Raw genomic sequence first — 16,895 nt, forward strand, 5'->3', positions numbered from 1 at the left:
TTTTTTTGGGTGGTCACTTGGGTGGTCGGTGGTCACTAGTATCTTTCAGAGTATTCCAATGGAACCAAACGAACAGATCGATGACGAGGTCAGTCTTCGCGCTTACGCACGTCATCGCGGCGTTGCGTTAAGCGCGGTGCAAAAGGCCATTGAGTCCGGGCGGATCACGAAGCAGCCCACCGGGAAGATTAGCGTTCGCTTGGCAGATGCACAGTGGGCTGCTAATACCGATGTCGGCAAGCGGGGTATGGATAAGGCATCGGATCTGGACGGTGACGATCTGGACGATGAGGAGGAAGCGGTCGTTCCACAGAATTCTGAGTACCAGCGACACCGGACGATGCGAGAAGAAACTCGCAGTATGAAAGAACGAATCGAGCTCGACATGCTGATGGGCTCGGTCTTGAAATTAGAGGACGCTACACGCATGGTCTTCACATCGTTTAGAACGATACGTGATGCGATCATGAACGTGCCAGCGCGTACAAAAGACTTGCTTGCTGCAGAAACTGATCCGTATCGCATCGAAATGATGCTGGAGAAAGAACTGGCGGCCGCACTTGAAGCGATTGATTTGAAATCCATGTTTAAAGATCAAAGCCAAGACCAAGAGGAAACGGAGGATGGGAGCTTGTGATGAATTCCTGAAGACGATTGCTGCGGCCATCAAGCCAGACGAGCGAATCGGGATTGCAGAATGGTCGGCGCGTTATCGCATCTTGCCTGAAAATAGCCCTGAACCTGGCAAGTGGCGTAACGAACGGACACCGTATCTGGTTGGCATCATGGATGCGCTGTCTGGTATACCTAGTTCTGTCACTCGATACTCACACGATGACACTAGGCCGTTCGACAATTCGTTTGTCCGATTGGTTAGCATGCAGAAAGGTCACCAGCTTGGTGGCTCAGCACTCGGTGAAAACTTTGTCGGGAAAAACATCACATCAGCGGCGGGCAATATGCTCGCCGTTTTTGCAACTAAGGACGATGCCGAAAAATGGGAGATGGATCGATTCGAGCCTATGCGCGAATCGACACCAGAACTGCGCAAGCGCATCCCAGCGGCAAATAAGAAAGGCAGCAACAACACACGGCTGCGCAAGAAGTTCCCCGGCGGGATGCTTAACTTTGCCAGTGCTACCCGTGCTGGTCGATTAAAGTCTTCCACGATTCGTTACGTGCTGCTTGAAGAAGTTGACGAATACCAGCTCAACGTCGATGGACAAGGTAATCCAATTGACTTGGCGCTTAACCGCACAAGCAACTACGGTCGCAGAGCGAAAGTTTTTGCCAACAGCACGCCGACGATCAAAGACAAAAGTCAGATCGAAAAGCTATATGAGCGTGGCGATCAGCGGCGGTATTTTGTTCACTGCCCAGACTGCAAACATCCCCAATTCTTTAAGTGGGATCACTTGAAATGGATCAATGATGATCCAGAAACAGCGCTGTATCACTGCGAGGGCTGCGCGGCTGGAAGTCCCGAGCATCTATGGAAAACACGTGGGTACGATGAGGCCTACTGGATGCCAACCGCCGTCGGTGACGGCGAGACAGCTAGTTTTCATCTAAGCGCGATGTATGCACCTCTTGGTTGGCGTCCTTGGGCAAAAGCGGTAAAGGATTGGATTGAGGCACAGACAGATGTCGTCAAACTGATCGCTTTCGTCAACAACTTTATGGCGGAATGCTGGCAAGACAAAAGCAAGGAAGTGCAATGGGAAAAAATCAAACGTCGCGCTGAGCTGTATCCAGTTAAATCGATACCAGTGGGCTGTTTGGTTCTGACCGCAGCAGTCGATACGCAAGGCGACCGTCTCGAAGTTGGAATCGATGGTTGGGGCAGGGGGATGAAGAACTGGACGATTGACCACGTGATTATACGTGGAGATCCGACAACCTCTGCACCTTGGGAAGAACTGGATAAGTTAATCGACAAACCGATCACTAACTCGTTTGGCATAGACATGCGCATCCAGTTATGTGCTGTCGATTCAGGTGGTAGTGCAACGCAAGAGGTTTATGACTACTGCCGACTAAGGCAACATCGCGGCGTTTTTGCTGTTAAAGGTGCCAAAGAGAGTCACAAACCGATCATTGGTCGACCATCACAGCAAGACGTGACCATTAAGGGTGCGACGTACAAAAACGGGGTGCAGCTCTGGAGTGTTGGGACAGATACGGCGAAAGACAAAATCTACGCTGCCTTGCTGGCCGATGATGCCGAAGGCTTGCCGATGTCGGCATGGCGGATGCGGTTCCCGGATGGTCTGGATGATGAGTACTACAAGCAGCTGGTTGCTGAGTACTACAACCCAGCCAAAGACCGTTGGGAAAAAATCCGCACGCGAAACGAGGTGCTGGACTGCAAGGTCTACAACTTGGCTTGTGCATACCATCCGCGCTTGCGTATCAATGTGATGAGCGAGAGCAATTGGTTGGAATTGGAGAACGCACTGGAGCCACGCATCGCCGATCTTTTCAGTGTCATGACGCAATGCATACAGGCTGTTGACGAAGCTGCAAAAGACCTCGGCTTGGTGGAGGAAGTCCCACCCACACAGCAAATCGTAGTACCTCCACTGCAGCCCATAGTTGAACCACCCAAGGCTACGGTGCCAGCAAAACAACCGTGGATCGCTAAGCGTAAAAATTGGATTAATGGAGGTAGATAATGGAGTTCACACAAGCAAATCTTGCGACGCTTAACAAAGCCATTGCATCCGGTCGATTATCGGTCGAGTGCGATGGCGAAAAGATCGTGTATCGCAGCTTGAATGAGTTGCTAAAGGCACGTGATCTCGTCAAGGCATCACTCAATGAGCAGTCAAGTACACCACGCACGCGTGGATCAATCGCAAGTTTTAGTCGAGGTTAAGATGAATTGGGCAGATAAATTTGTTGGCTATTTCTCGCCAATTGCGGGAGTTCAGCGAGCGACAGCACGACAAACGCTCGATGCGATTGCTAAGCGCGTGAATCGTGGTTTTGATGCGGCAAAAACAAGCCGTCGATCATCTTCATGGCAACCAGGTGGTGGCAGTATTAATGCTGAGCTCAACAACGGCCTACGCACAATACGCAATCGCTCACGAGACCTGATCCAAAACAATGGCTACATGAAGCGTGCCTTGAAGATCATGGTCTCCAATATTGTCGGCACAGGCATCATGCCCAAGTTCGCCAATGATCGACACGCCAAGATCTTTAGGACGTGGGCTGAAGGTGAATGTGACGCAGCAGGCATGCTCAGCTTCGGAGCGATGCAAGCGCAAGTGGTGAGAGCGGTATGGGCAGACGGTGAAGTGTTCGTGCGGTTCCGAGTGCGCAAGCTAGAGGATGGTTTGACGGTGCCGCTGCAGTTGCAGATTTTAGAAGCCGATCATCTCGATACAGAGAAAACTTGTGAAGTGGCTGGTGGCTTTTGTGTTGCTGGTGTGCAGTTCAACTATCTAGGTCAACGCACCGGCTACTGGATGTTCGACAATCATCCGGGCGATCAAGGGTTTTTTGCATTGGGTAATTCAAGTCGATTTATACCCGCGTCCGAGATCCTGCATGTTTTCGATGGGACTGGACGACCTGGACAGGTGCGCGGCTTCTCTGAGTTTGCAGTGTCGATTTGGAAAGCACGTGATCTTGATGACTATCAAGAAGCACACAGCGTCAGAAAGAAAATTGAAGCTTGCTTTGCAGCCTTCATCACATCACCAGATGATGCGTTTCGTGCTGGTGTAACACAGGCATCAGATCAGGCTGGGCGCAGTGTAGAAGAGCTTAGCCCCGGCTTGATTCAGTACCTACGGCAAGGTGAAACAATTGAGTTTTCATCGCCAGTAGCCAGCGATGGCTACGAAGAATCTGTGCGAGTTGAATTGCGGGTGATTGCGGCGGGTACGGGTGTGACTTATGAGCAGCTGACTGGTGACTACTCACAAGTCAACTTCACCAGCGGTCGTATGGGTAAGATGGAATTCAAGCAGATGATTGAGCAATTCCAGTGGCTCACCTTCATACCTGGCTTTTGTGCGCAAGTTACGAAGCGCTTTGCTTTGATTGCTTACCTATCCGGGGTCTTCGAAAAGCCTAACGTAACGCCTGAGAACTGGACTGCACCACGTATCCCAATGCTCGATCCCTTACGCGAGGCGCAAGCGTATCAAGTGCTGGAAGAAATTGGCGTGATGAGTCGGGCTGAGATCATTCGTGAGCTTGGCTACGATCCTGATGCTGTCACAAAAGAGATCGAAAGCGATTCACTCCGAAGTGCCAAGACAGCAGAAACGAAAGCAGCACAGAAGCAGCAGCGGATGAAGACACTCGCTGAGTAGATTTTCTTAGAAGTTAAAACCGAAGGCCACATGCGATGCACGTGGCCTTTTTCTTTTGGAGGGCACCATGCCTCAACCATTAACTGTAGAACGTAAGGAAGTATCAAGCGAACTCCCGCTTAGTACTTGGTCAGCACCGATTGTGAAGGTTAAGGACAATCGTACCGTCGACGTTATTTGGACAGCCGGCGCATCAGTTCGTCGTTATGACTGGCTGCGTGACCGCTACTACATGGAGGAACTTAGTCAGGATGCGAACGCAACACGGATGGCGCGTTTGCAATCTGGGCGTGCGCCATTCCTAGATTGTCACAATCAATGGAGTCTTCAGAATGTCCTGGGTGTCATCGAAAATGCAACGGCACCTAGCGATGGCGGTACAGCCACGGTACGTTTTTCAAAGCGCGATGATGTCGAGCCTATCTATCAAGATGTTCTCGATAAGATTCTGAGCTCAGTTTCTCTCGGTGCACGCATTCATCGAATGGAGATGATTGCTCCAGATGTCGAGGGCAATAAGGAGTGGATCTATCGAGCGCTTGATTGGGAACCATACGAAGTATCGCTCGTGCCGATTGGCGCTGATGTAGATGCGATTGTTCGCAGTGAAGATCCGAACGCACCAAAGCCCAAAAAACCAACCATGTTCGCTTGCGAAATGATCGAAGTAACCCGCAGTATTTCACCAACAGACGAAGCAGCTGCAACGTCTACCACTACGAAAGGCAACACAATGAAAACACCAGAAGAAATGGCGGCATTGCAGCGCGCAGCAGATGCAGCGTTGGAAGCGTTAAACGTCGCACGTGCGCAGCAAGGTACACAATCACAAGCGCCAGCAACACCACCAAACAATGCATCCCAATCGGATGCCTCTAGCACTGATGCCGCAGCCACAGAACGCCAACGCGTTAAAGACATCCGTGACACAGTACGCGCAAGCACACTGTCCGACAAAGATAAATTGATCGACGGCTATGTTGATCGCGGCTTATCGATGGACGCTGTGCGCGAAGATATTCTCAAGCGCATGGCAGAAGCAAGCAACGCAAACACGTTGCGCACGCAAGGCGGCGTTCGTATCGAGACCGTAAGTGATCAAACCGAAGTGCGTCGTGAAGCAATGATCAATGCGCTTTCTCACCGCATCGCGCCAAGCGCAGTCACTTTGACTGATGCAGGTCGTCAATACCGTGGCTTATCATTGCGCGAATTGTGTCGCGATGGTTTAGAGGCAATGGGCATTAGCACACGCGGCATGAGCCCAATGCAGTTAGCCAGTGCAGCATTAGGTATGTCGGATGTGACACGTGCATTGGGGACAACTGACTTGCCGTTGATCTTTGGTGGCGTCATCACACGCACCATGCGCGGCGCTTACGCAGGGGCACCAAAGACATTCACGCGCTGGGCGAAAAAAGGCACATTGTCCGACTTCCGTCCTGTAACACGTGTGGCATTCGACGCTGCAACGCGCCTTGAAAAAATCAATCAAGACGGTGAATACAAGTACGGCACATTGATGGAAGGTGGCGAAGTAATCCAATTAGCGACTTACGGCAAGATTGTCCCGTTCACACGTCAAATGATTATTAACGATGATCTGTCGGCGTTGCAGCGTATGCCGCAATTCTTCGGACGTTCAGCAGCAAACATGGAATCCGACATCGTGTATGGCATTCTGACTGCCAATGCTGCGCTGTCAGACGGCAAAGCATTGTTCCATGCCGATCATAATAATTTGGCCGCAGCTGGTGCAAAAATTACGATTGATTCTTTGTCGGCTGGTCGTGCTGCGATGCGTACGCAGGTTTCGCCAGCTGGTGAACCAATGAACGGAGCGCCAAAATTCCTGTTAGCACCAGCAGCTTTGGAAACAACAGCGGCACAGTACACCAGCAATGCGTACACACCAACAAAATCGGCAGATCAGAATGTGTTCCAAGGTTTGCTGGAGCCAGTGATTGAGAGTCGCCTCGATGCTGCATCAACGACTGCATGGTATTTGATTGGTGATGCGGGGGCATGCGATACAGTCGAGTATTGCTATTTGGACGGTGAAGAAGGTCTATTCACTGAACAGTCAGTCGATTTTGATAGCGATGGTCTCAAAGTCAAAGGCCGCATTGACTTCGCAGCGAAGGCAATCGACCACCGCGCAATGTACAAAAACCCAGGCGCATAACCAGCGTCAACCCAAGCACTGTTTTGCAGACGTCTGCAAAATGAAATTATTAAAACCAGCCTGACTCCGGTCAGGCTTTTTTTTGAGGTTTGTATGAAAAATCAAACGCAAGCAGGTGGCACGCTCACCTTAGTTGCACCAAGCAATTTGACTGCAGGTCAAGGCTTCCTAGTCGGTGTCATCTTCGCAATCGCATCTCAGAATGCATTAAGTGGTGAACAAGTGGAAGGTAAACGTATGGGTGTTTATACGCTACCGAAAACAAGCGCACAAGCTTGGTCGGTCGGCGACCGTATCTACTGGGATGCTACAAATAATCGCTGCGACAATGTTGGTACCGTTGGCTTGCTGATTGGTGCAGCGACAGCTGCAGCGACCAATCCAAGTACGGTTGGTAGTGTCGTCCTGTCAGGAACCTTTGCAGGTCTCTTTGAAGGCGCACAAACAGCAATCGCCGACATTTCGACAGCCAACGCCTCCGACCTGCCGACCGCGCAAGCACTCGCCAATTCTTGCAAATCAACGATCAATACCTTGCTCGCTGAATTGCGCACCATTGGCGTGATCTTGTAACCAATCCCTAACCAATGGAGGGGCAGCCTAGCTGCCCTTTTTTTATGGCTCTCGACAAAGACTTTATTTTTGATGAGTTGGCAGAGGAAGGTTTTCTATCCGAAGTGTTTGTGAAAACAGGCGATTCAGCAAATAAAACGATCTATGCCAAGTACACCGCGCCATCTGAGGTGGTCTTTGATGGTGTAGCACAGTCAACCGACCACACGCTGCGCTATCGCATCCGCGATGCCGTCTTACGTCGAGATAATCAGGTAGAGATCGATGGCAAAACGTACCGTGTCACTCGCCAACCCGCTGTGGTCGGTGACGGCAGTACGTATTGCCTCGCATCGTTGGAGACTTACAAACCATGACAAGTAAGCGCGAACAGATCCTCGAATCACTAAAGAGCCAGATCGAGGTGGCGTTGTCGGCATTGGGTGTCACGGTAACGCGCTCATTAACAGATGCTTATGAAGTGGACGATGCTGATGTGATTGTCGTTCATCGCGGCGTCAACAATATCAGTGAAGACATGCTGTCAGTAGCGGATCACACGATGCAAGTCATGATCAGCGTCGTCACCCGATCAGCAGTGCCAGATCGTCAAGCTGACACCTACTTCGTACCGATTCACCCGCTAGTTTTGCACTTTAGCGATTTTGACATTATCGACGTCTCCGCTGGTAAGACTGACGAACCAAAATACGGCGGTTCAGACGGTCGCGTCGCGATGGTCACATCGCATTTCTTCATTCAATACCGCACGGACGCAAACAGCATCGAAGCGTAACCGGCACAACAATCAGAGGTCAACATGAACACTCAAAACCACGGCTCCGGTGGCAGCTATGTCATCGGTGAGGACGGCGCACGAAAATTGGTCGAGCGCACTAAGGAAGCCCATGATCAAGATCAGCAACCTGAACAAGCACAACCTGCAGAGCAAAACACGGGTACGCAAATCGAACAGGCGAATATCGGCGCGGATGAAGCGTCGAAAGCCAATCGCCACCGTCCTCGTTAAATTCGTTTCACGATCAAAGCTGAGATCGTGACTCGCTTATCAAATCTAATTTAAGGGGGGTACTCAGCATGGCTGAACCACTAAAAGCAAAGAAGAAAGCACTGCTTTCTAAGATTGAAACCACCTATGGCGTTGATCCAGTGCCGACGGTAGGATCGAATGGTGTCATTATCAAAAATATCGAATTGACACCGATGGAAATGGATGCAACAGCGCGTGAAATGTATAAACCCTATTTTGGGAATGACGAAGATACTCTCGCGTTAGTGTATGCAAAACTCTCTTTCGAGACTGAGGTAACAGGCTCTGGCACTGCTGGCACGCCTCCACCAATTGCACACCTGTTACGTTCATGCTGTATTTCAGAAACAATTCTGGCAACAGCACACACGGCCACGGCCACGGCTGGCACCATCAATACAATTAGTCTTGGTGTCGGCGCATCGGCGACTAACGGTGCCTATGTTGGTCTAACGGTCTACACGACCGCAGGCGCTGCATTAGGCCAGTCGGGTGTTGTGAAATCGTATGATGGTGCAACCAAAATTGCTACGATGACCGCGCCTTGGGCAACTGCACCGGACGCCACAACTGTCTACGAAATTCCTGCGCAAGTGTCGTATCGACGCATTACAGACAATCCTGAGTCGATTACTCACTACGCGTTTTTTGGAAAAGTCTTGCATAAGTTGACTGGTGCACGTGGAAGCGTATCAACCCAGTGGACATATAAAAAAGCGCCGATGGCGAAGTTCAGCTACACCGGCGTATATGTTCCAGTGACTGATGCAGACGCACCAGCCGTGTCATTTACGGATCGTAAGAAGCCTTTAGCGGTCAATTCGACAAACACCAAAAACATTAAGTTGCATGGTTTTGCTGGTGTAGTTTTGTCTGATCTCAGCATCGATATCGCCAACGAAGTCGTCTTCCGAGCCTTACCTGGCATGCCAGACAGCGTGTCTATCACGGACAGTAAGCCCTCAGGTTCTATTACTCAGCAAGCCACAACCGTGGCAACAAAAGACTGGTTTGCTGCAATTCGTAATATCGATATTGGTGCCTTCACACTGACGCATGGTGTCGAAGCCGGCAATATTATTAAGGTTGACGCGCCTCGTGTGCAATTGACGAAACCAAGCTACAGCGAGGAAGACGGCGTGCAGATGCTCCAGTCCCAAATGAAATTCCTGCCAGATCTTGGCAATGATGAAGTGATCTTAACGTTCTTGTAGAGCGTTAAACAAACGAGTGTGTAGCACCTTTGGGGATCGGCATTGTTTGTCGATCCCTTTTTTTTATGTTCAAAATTTTCTAGTTGGAGAACCCTATGTTTATCGTTGTTGATGAGATCGATGATGTAATTGATTGGCCAGTGGTAGTGAATATGCCAGCCTCAGGTGGGAAAGTACGCAAGTACAAGTTTGTTGGCTTTTTCAAGCGACTCAGCGATGAGCAAAAAGCCGCTTTGCGTAAAAGTGAAGAAAACAAGCAAGAAATAATTGATATTGAGACGAAAAAAGCGTCCGTCAATGAAAACGATGAAGAGTTCATTGAAGACTATTTAGACCGGACGATGGCTGTGATGTCGGACTGGAGCGGTGTCGTGGATAAAGAAAAAAATCCACTGGAGTACAACCGAAAGAATTTCAAGCGCATGTTAAAAGCGCCAAGCGGTACCGCGATTATCCACGCCATTACCCGCGCAATTGGTGAAATTGAAAACGGTATTCAAGTAAAAAACTTATAGCCGCTGCAACAGCTTGGGCAAGCAGAAAACCTGTCTCGGAAGAGGGAGATCAAGATGTGCTGGATGATCTCCAAATGCTGAACGTAAACCCAAGCGAGTTAGGTGACTGGTTGGACGAAGAGGACGATGATGAACCTGAACCGATCCAACTACATCGCAATAATGTTGCAGCAATTAATGTATTCATTGCGACATGGACGCAATGGCGAGCTGTAGCTCGTGGTGATAGTTTCGTCTTTCTCGGTATTGACTATGCCGCACTCAGTGAAGTGTGGCAGAGGTTGTCGATACCTGAGAAGGAGCGAAACAGTATCTTCGAGCAGTTACAGCAAATAGAAAGAAAAATACTCCCGATACGAAACGGGAAATCATGAGCGAGTCAGAGAGATCTGGCTCGCTTTTTTTTGGGGAGTGTCCGCAATGGCAAACGGTACAAAAGTAGGTGAGTTGGTCGTAGACGTGGACGGCAACATCGCTGGTCTGCGCACAGAGATGCGTAGTGCAGTGGGGGTCGTGAAAGCTACTGCAGACGACATTCAAGCCAAAGCCAACGCGATGAAAGCGGGGATGGATTCCGTCATCAGTCCCATCAAATCAATTACTGGGATGCTCGGACCACTTGCTGCAGGTTTCGGTGCGATTCTCAGCATCAATGCTTTTAGCAATTTGATCAATCAAACAGCCGAAGCAGCGGGCAAGTTGCATGACTTATCGATGGCGACGGGTATCTCAGTTGAAAACTTATCGGCGATGGCATCGGTAGGAAAATTGTCTGATATCAGTCTCGATCAGATTGCATCAACGGCAAACAAGATGAGCAAGAATATTGCCGTTGCTAGCGAAGAAAGCAAAGGGGCAGCCGGTGCCCTGAGAGCGCTCAATATTGATTTGGGTACTTTCAAGAAAATGTCCCCGGATGAACAAATGCTGGCAGTCGCCAAGGCAATGGATAACTTTGCAGATGGCGGCGGCAAGTCTGCCGCTGCAATGGCAATCATGGGCAAAGAAGGCGCTGCCATGATTCCCTTCATGAAAGACCTCGCTGCTAGCGGCGAGCTCAACGCAAGGATTACCAAAGAACAAGCAGCGATGGCGGACAACTATGGCGACAACCTCGTCAAGATCCGTGGTGCCAGTGAAGCATGGAAAAAGCAATTGGCGCTATCGATGCTGCCTGTGATGGAAGAAGTCACAGGGGCATGGTTGGCAGCAACCAATTCAAACGATGGATTGGGTGGATCGATCAAGCGGCTGTCAGCAGACGGTACGTTCACCACCTGGGCGCGTAATGCGGTTATAGGCGTAAGTTATTTGGTGGATGTTGGCCACGGCTTACTGTCTCTTTTGCCGATGATCGGCAAAGGCATTGCTGGTATGGCAGCGATGGGTTCTGCTGCTTTTGGCGCGATCTATGACGCCTACCTCAAGATTAAAGAAGGTGACCTGAGTGGTGCATGGGATTCGCTGAAATCTGGCGCGAATCAAGTGCGCGTGGTCGCGCAAGAAACTGGGCAAGACATCGCGAGCATCTGGAATCAAGATCTACTCGGCGCAAAAATTCGTAAAGGAATGGAAGAAGTTCGTGCTGCACGTAAAGAAGCGGGCGAGGCTGGTAAGCCACAGGTCGATACATCTAAGTTTAGTGTGGACGGGGATGAAGAAACCAAGGCGACTAAAGCAAAAATTAGCGCCTATGACAATTTGATCAAAACGATCAACGAAAAAATTGCAGTGCAGTCGCAAGAATTGGAAAGTGGTCAGGCGCTGACTGATGCGGAAAAACTAGCCAGCAAAGTAATGGTTGAAATCCGCGATGGTGTACTGAAGCTTACCGATAGTGAAAAAACACACCTTGGTGCTTTGCTTGAAAAATTGTTATTGGAAGAAAAATCCAATACGACTCGCAAAGAGACATTGAAGCTGGGTGCTGATTTACTCAAATCTGGTGCAGATCAGATCAAAAGTTTAGATGCACAAATCGAAGCAGCGATCAAACAGAATGAAGAAATTGGGCTGACAAAGGAGCAGATTGACCAATTGGCGGTATCCCGTCTATCAATGGCAGCGGCTGCGGACGAAGAATTGGCTGCTAACTTGCGCGTCGGCGCGAACTATGCCGGGGATCTTAAAGATGCTTATTTGGAGTATGCCAATAGCCTTGACGAGGCCGCTAAGAAAAAGCGTGAACTAGCGAGTATCAGGACTGACAGTGCTGAACGCCAGTCCGCATTTGATGAAGAGAAACGTCAAATGGCAGAGCGCGTCAGCTTTTGGGAGTCGCTGGATAAAACTGCCCACGATACGTTTGTCAGTATGTGGGATAGCAGCAAGGATGCTGCGCAACGTATGAAAGATACGTTCAAAAATGTTTTCTTCGACTATGTCTATCAGGCCGGAAAAAACATCGCGATTAATGTGGCCTTAAAAATGTCAGGCGGTGAGTCTGGCACAAGCGGATCATCTGGTTCATCGAGCATGGTTAGCGCTGGTAAGACACTGTGGGATAGTTTTAGCAATGCTAGTTCAGTGGGTGGTGGAATATCCAATTTCCTTGGATCGTCGCTCGGCTCACTTGGCTCATTGCTCGGCTCCCAAAGCATCTCAGCCTTCGCCTCTGGCTTAAGTGGTACAGCAGCAGGCACAATCGCAGGAGCCGGGCCGACTCTCGCAGGATCTGCGACCGGCTTGGGTTCTCTGTCCAGTGCAGCTGGCATTGGTGAAGGCTTTGGCGTATTGGCCACGGGTGCTGAGGCTGGTAGTGCAGCTGGTGCTGCAGGTATGGGCGCTGGTATCTCTAGCGCATTGGCGGCAATCCCGGTATGGGGTTGGGCAGCGTTGGCGGCGGCAGCGGTCGCGGCAAAGTTTGGCGGGGGGAAAGACCGTGTGCTTGGCGATCAAAGTGTCTCTGGCACCTTGGGCACCAATGACATCTCGCGTAATGTGAATTGGACTAAGGACGGCGGCTGGTTTCATGGCGATAGTGCGGGAACGTGGAACTACAACCTCGCCAACAGCACAGCAGTCGCAAGCAATGGCCAGTCGTACCAAGACGCAGCTAATTTGGGTAACGATCAGGCTTTGCTGGCACAACTGAATGCGACGTATGACGCCGTTAAAAAAAGCACCGTAGAGTTCGCCACGGCGCTCGGCATCAACGCCGACAGCATCGCAGCGCGTAAGGACTCGATGCGTTTTGACCTGGGCAAAACCCAAGAAGAAAACGCAGCAGCGATGCGCACGATGTTCGGCGGCATCGCCGATCAAATGGCGAGCGACTTGTTGCCGAACTTTTCCGAGTTCGCGGCAGTGGGCGAAACGTCTAGTCAGACTTTGAGTCGTCTAGCACTGGAGTACAAGGCCACAGACGAAGCGTATGCGGCGATGGGCAAGACCTTTGCATCAACAGGCTTAGAGTCAATCAAAGCGCGTGAAGAATTTCTCGCGATGAATGGTGGCATTGGCCTGATGCAGCAAAACATGCAGGTCTATAACCAGATGATGCTGTCTGACGCGGAACGCCTCGCGCCGGTGCAAGAAGCTTTGCACAAGCGCATGGTTGAGCTGGGCTTTGGTGCAGTGACAACGTGGGAAGGTTTTAAAGATCTGGTGACTGGATTAGACCGGACGAAAGTAGAGCAGGCTGCGCTATACATCGAGCTCATGAAGTTGGCACCAGCTTTTCAACAGGTTGCGCAATCTGCTGGCTCGATCTTGGGCGGTGTGGAATCTGCACGAATCGCGGTAGAAGGTGCGCAGCATACTTACCAAGCCGCGTTGAATGCGGTCAGCGAAGGCTTACAACAGGCTTCGCAACGGGCAAACAGTGCAAGGCAGGCTGAGTTATCCGTGCAGCAGCGTATCAGCACGGCATATTTCAGCGCACAAGACGCGGTCGCATCAGCTCAGCAACGCATCATTGACTTGAATCGCGAAGCTGCTGATTCGATGACGGACTATGCAAGCAACTTGCGCTCGTTTATTGCCGGATTGTCAGGTAGTACCACTGGCAAGTCTTTGGCGTCGGCACGTAGTGAATTTTTGACGACAGCCGATGCAGCGAAGAACGGGGACGCATTGGCGCGTGAACGATTGACGTCAGTTGCGCAAAAGTTCTTACAGTTGTCTGAGAAGCGATCAGCAACGGGCTTTGACTACACGCGTGACGAAGCGATGGTGAAGTCGATGCTCGGTGATATCGCCGATACCTTAGACAAAAAAGTCGCTGATATGAATCTGCCAAAACTGACAGATCCAATGCAAACAGCGACCGCAGACTTGGCGATTGCGCAAGCTCGTTTGGCAGATTATGCGCAACTTGCTCAGGCCACTGGTTCGTCAATGGATCGGTCGTTGATCAGCGTGTCAGATTCGGTCGTGTCGTTGCTCGGTGAATATCGTCAAACACACGCAGACAACGTGCGTGCGCAAAACGATTACGCCACCGCGCAGCAAATGGCATCTGGATTGCTGACAACAGCACAAAGTTCGCAGGCTGGCTTCTTGGGCTTGCTCGATCAAGCGTTGTCCGCAAAATCGGCGCTGATCAAATCGCAGGCAGATCTATCAGCAGCGATCCTCAAGGTCGCTGATAGTTCGTCAGCATCTAGCGACGAATTTGTGAAATCGCTGGGCTTGACTGGGGAGAGTGCAGCGCTGTTATCCAAAGCGATGGCAGAAGCAAATCTGAGTACCGAGGCTTACAAAGCACTCATGGCCAGCACCGGCTTAACAGCAGTGCAGCTTGCAACTGAGTTGACTAAATCCGGTGCATCGGCGGCAGATATGGCCGTGATCCTAGCGCGGGCAGGTCTGGATGGCGGTCGATTCATTGATCGCTTGGCAGCAGCTGGAATCACGGTCGATGGCTTTGCTGCACAGATGTTAACGGGTGGCTTGGGTGCTGAGCAATTGGCAGTCATCTTTGGTGTCTCACATGCGTCGGCAGCGAGTTTTGCTAACGCGATGGGCGCACCTGGCACGGCAGCGCATACGCTCGCGCAAACCTTGCTGGAAAGCTCTGTGAGCACTAGCGAATACCAGTTAGATCTGCAGCGTGCAGGTGTCTCTGCACAAAGCTTTGAAGCGGTTCTGGGTAAGGCGGGATTGTCCACGCAAGAATTTGACGATCTAGTTGGTTTATCCGGGATCTCCGTCAAAGCACTGATCGCGGCGCTCGGCACCAGCGATACAGGCTTACAAGGCGCGGCGTTGATTAGCGGTGTCTCACTGCAAAAGTTCATCGCAGCGTCTGATTCTGCAGGCTTAACGGTCGGTGGTTTTAACGACCTGTTAAGTCGCAACGGCTTGACGGCCACGTCGTGGGACGGTCTCAAATCATTGACCAATTCGGATTCTGGTTTGCTCGCTGAGTATCTGAACTTGGCAGCAGAGTCGAGCCTGAGTTTGCCAACGGCGTTAGACACTCTTTCGGCATCATCGGTGGCGATGGCTGATTTGATGAGCAAGTTTCAGCTACCGCAGATCGATATTTCTGCGAGTTGGACTGGTGGGATTACGGGGCAAGGCGGTGCAGGCTCGCTCAATCAACAGATTGTTGAGAGCTGGTACAAAACCAACGTCAACGCCAACAAGAGTCCAGATCTGCAAGGTATCGCTTACTGGGTATCAGAGATTGAAAAGTCCGGGCTGATTGCTGCAAAAACAGCTTTCGCCGATTCGGTCGCGACGAACTCTGGAACGAAAGCTGTTGACATTAAAGACTTTGGAAATGGGTACTTAACACCAGCTCAGCCCGAGGTAATCACTGCTAGGGCATATAGCCCACCGCCGATGGTTGGCGGTGGTGGTACATCGAGCGCGTCGAATAATGCTGAACTTGTGGCAGAAATTCGTCGGTTACGTGAAGACGTTAAAGAGCTTCAAAAAGTCGCTGAGGTCGGAAACCAAAACGTGAAGAAAACCTACGACGTTTTGAACTACGTAACTCAAGGAGGAAATGCAATGCGGACGGAGGCAATTAAATGAGAGTGACGCCACCAGTAACAATTGCGGCGGATAAGTTAGTCAGTAGCAGCGCAGTCGAGCCAGCGGCGTTCCCAGCATATGTCCCTGGCTCGACTTATGGATTTGGCGAAATCGTGACTGTCGCGGCGGATTACCGAGTCTATGAGTCGCTACTGCCTTTGAATGTGGGGAATACACCATCCATTTCACCAGTTTGGTGGCGCCCAGTTGGCTATGTCGAGACGCCGTATAACCCGGCAACGAACTATCCAATTAGTGCCACGGTGTCGCGGAATAATCGAGTGTACAAATCGCTGATTCCTAACAATCTCGGACAGCCATTGCCCGTCTATCCGTCTAAGTCAACTGCAGCGTGGTATGACATGGGCGCTACAAATCGTTTGGCAGCCTTTGATTTATATCGTAGTACGCAAACGATTTGGCCAAGCCCACTAACAATGGTGTTCGCGCCAAAACAGCGCGTGAACACTATTGGGGTTCTCGGGATCTCAGCCAATCAAGCAGTTGTGAGTGCAACCTCGGTATTCGGCGGCGGCACTGTCTACAACAGAGTGATTGATCTAAATACTCGACTTGTGTCCGATGGCTATGAATATGCGTTTGAGCCTTTTTCTACACAGCCGTCATTTTCACTTTTTGATTTACCGCCGTTTTCGGACATCGTTATTACGCTCACGCTAAGTAGTACAAGTGGCAATGTCAAATGCGGTTCTGTTGTTGTGGGAACGTATATTTATTTAGGCGATATCCAATACGGTTCGGATAGTTCCGATTTGAATTTTTCGGTAATTGAACGAGATGACTTCGGAAATGCTGAATTAACACCACGTCGAAGTGTGCCAAAAAATAAGCATGTGCTTGAAGCACCCTCGTACAGAGTAAACAAAATTCGTGCAGCAAAAGAATCGCTTAATGCAGTCCCAGCTTTATGGACGGGGTTGGACGATGGGTCAAACGATTGGTTCGATGCCTTCACCATACTTGGTATTTATAAAGTGTTTGAGGCAAATAACAAAGATGCAAAGACGGCAAAAATCACGCTTGATATAGAGGAAATTTAAT

General features: G+C 50.4%; 14 protein-coding genes. All 14 read left to right on the plus strand.

The genetic code is table 11. The features are described from left to right. The first annotated feature begins 58 nt into the window (after nucleotides 1-58). Complete coding sequence (locus ACO0KW_RS16150; protein ID WP_423054336.1) at nucleotides 59-637, plus strand: hypothetical protein; 579 nt, start codon at nucleotides 59-61, stop codon at nucleotides 635-637. After that, on the plus strand, nucleotides 624-2,675 hold the full coding sequence (locus ACO0KW_RS16155; RefSeq protein ID WP_423054337.1) for a phage terminase large subunit family protein: 2,052 nt from the start codon (nucleotides 624-626) through the stop codon (nucleotides 2,673-2,675). Before ACO0KW_RS16150 ends, ACO0KW_RS16155 begins: the two co-directional genes overlap by 14 nt. After that, complete coding sequence (locus ACO0KW_RS16160; protein WP_423054338.1) at nucleotides 2,675-2,878, plus strand: phage head-tail joining protein; 204 nt, start codon at nucleotides 2,675-2,677, stop codon at nucleotides 2,876-2,878. Before ACO0KW_RS16155 ends, ACO0KW_RS16160 begins: the two co-directional genes overlap by 1 nt. Beyond that, nucleotides 2,820-4,331, plus strand: coding sequence for a phage portal protein (locus tag ACO0KW_RS16165; RefSeq protein ID WP_423054340.1), 1,512 nt, complete (start codon nucleotides 2,820-2,822; stop codon nucleotides 4,329-4,331). The genes ACO0KW_RS16160 and ACO0KW_RS16165 overlap by 59 nt, the downstream gene beginning before the upstream one ends. A gap of 67 nt (nucleotides 4,332-4,398) precedes the next feature. Then, nucleotides 4,399-6,516, plus strand: coding sequence for a prohead protease/major capsid protein fusion protein (locus ACO0KW_RS16170; RefSeq protein WP_423054341.1), 2,118 nt, complete (start codon nucleotides 4,399-4,401; stop codon nucleotides 6,514-6,516). A 93-nt stretch (nucleotides 6,517-6,609) separates the two neighbouring features. Then, entirely contained in the window at nucleotides 6,610-7,089 is a 480-nt protein-coding gene (locus tag ACO0KW_RS16175) for a DUF2190 family protein (RefSeq protein ID WP_423054342.1), read from the plus strand. 44 nt (nucleotides 7,090-7,133) lie between these two features. Then, entirely contained in the window at nucleotides 7,134-7,445 is a 312-nt protein-coding gene (locus tag ACO0KW_RS16180; RefSeq protein WP_423054344.1) for a head-tail joining protein, read from the plus strand. Beyond that, on the plus strand, nucleotides 7,442-7,864 hold the full coding sequence (locus ACO0KW_RS16185; RefSeq protein WP_423054345.1) for a hypothetical protein: 423 nt from the start codon (nucleotides 7,442-7,444) through the stop codon (nucleotides 7,862-7,864). Before ACO0KW_RS16180 ends, ACO0KW_RS16185 begins: the two co-directional genes overlap by 4 nt. 24 nt (nucleotides 7,865-7,888) lie before the next feature. Next, a complete protein-coding gene (locus ACO0KW_RS16190) occupies nucleotides 7,889-8,098 on the plus strand; it encodes a hypothetical protein (RefSeq protein WP_423054346.1) in 210 nt (69 codons plus the stop codon). A gap of 68 nt (nucleotides 8,099-8,166) precedes the next feature. Continuing rightward, nucleotides 8,167-9,333: a hypothetical protein gene (locus ACO0KW_RS16195; protein WP_423054347.1), complete on the plus strand. Its 1,167-nt coding sequence runs from the start codon at nucleotides 8,167-8,169 to the stop codon at nucleotides 9,331-9,333. Nucleotides 9,334-9,428: 95 nt separating this feature from the next. Next, nucleotides 9,429-9,848 carry a hypothetical protein gene (locus ACO0KW_RS16200; RefSeq protein WP_423054348.1) on the plus strand — a complete coding sequence of 140 codons (420 nt, stop codon included), beginning with the start codon at nucleotides 9,429-9,431 and terminating at the stop codon, nucleotides 9,846-9,848. 74 nt (nucleotides 9,849-9,922) lie between these two features. Then, nucleotides 9,923-10,222, plus strand: coding sequence for a DUF1799 domain-containing protein (locus ACO0KW_RS16205; protein WP_423054349.1), 300 nt, complete (start codon nucleotides 9,923-9,925; stop codon nucleotides 10,220-10,222). A gap of 46 nt (nucleotides 10,223-10,268) precedes the next feature. After that, nucleotides 10,269-15,833 (plus strand): hypothetical protein, encoded by a 5,565-nt coding sequence (locus tag ACO0KW_RS16210; protein ID WP_423054350.1) that lies wholly within the window; start codon nucleotides 10,269-10,271, stop codon nucleotides 15,831-15,833. Next, complete coding sequence (locus ACO0KW_RS16215) at nucleotides 15,830-16,894, plus strand: hypothetical protein (RefSeq protein ID WP_423054351.1); 1,065 nt, start codon at nucleotides 15,830-15,832, stop codon at nucleotides 16,892-16,894. The genes ACO0KW_RS16210 and ACO0KW_RS16215 overlap by 4 nt, the downstream gene beginning before the upstream one ends. Nucleotide 16,895: the final 1 nt, after the last annotated feature.

Source organism: Undibacterium sp. Ji22W, assembly GCF_049340305.1.
Classification (GTDB): domain Bacteria; phylum Pseudomonadota; class Gammaproteobacteria; order Burkholderiales; family Burkholderiaceae_D; genus Undibacterium.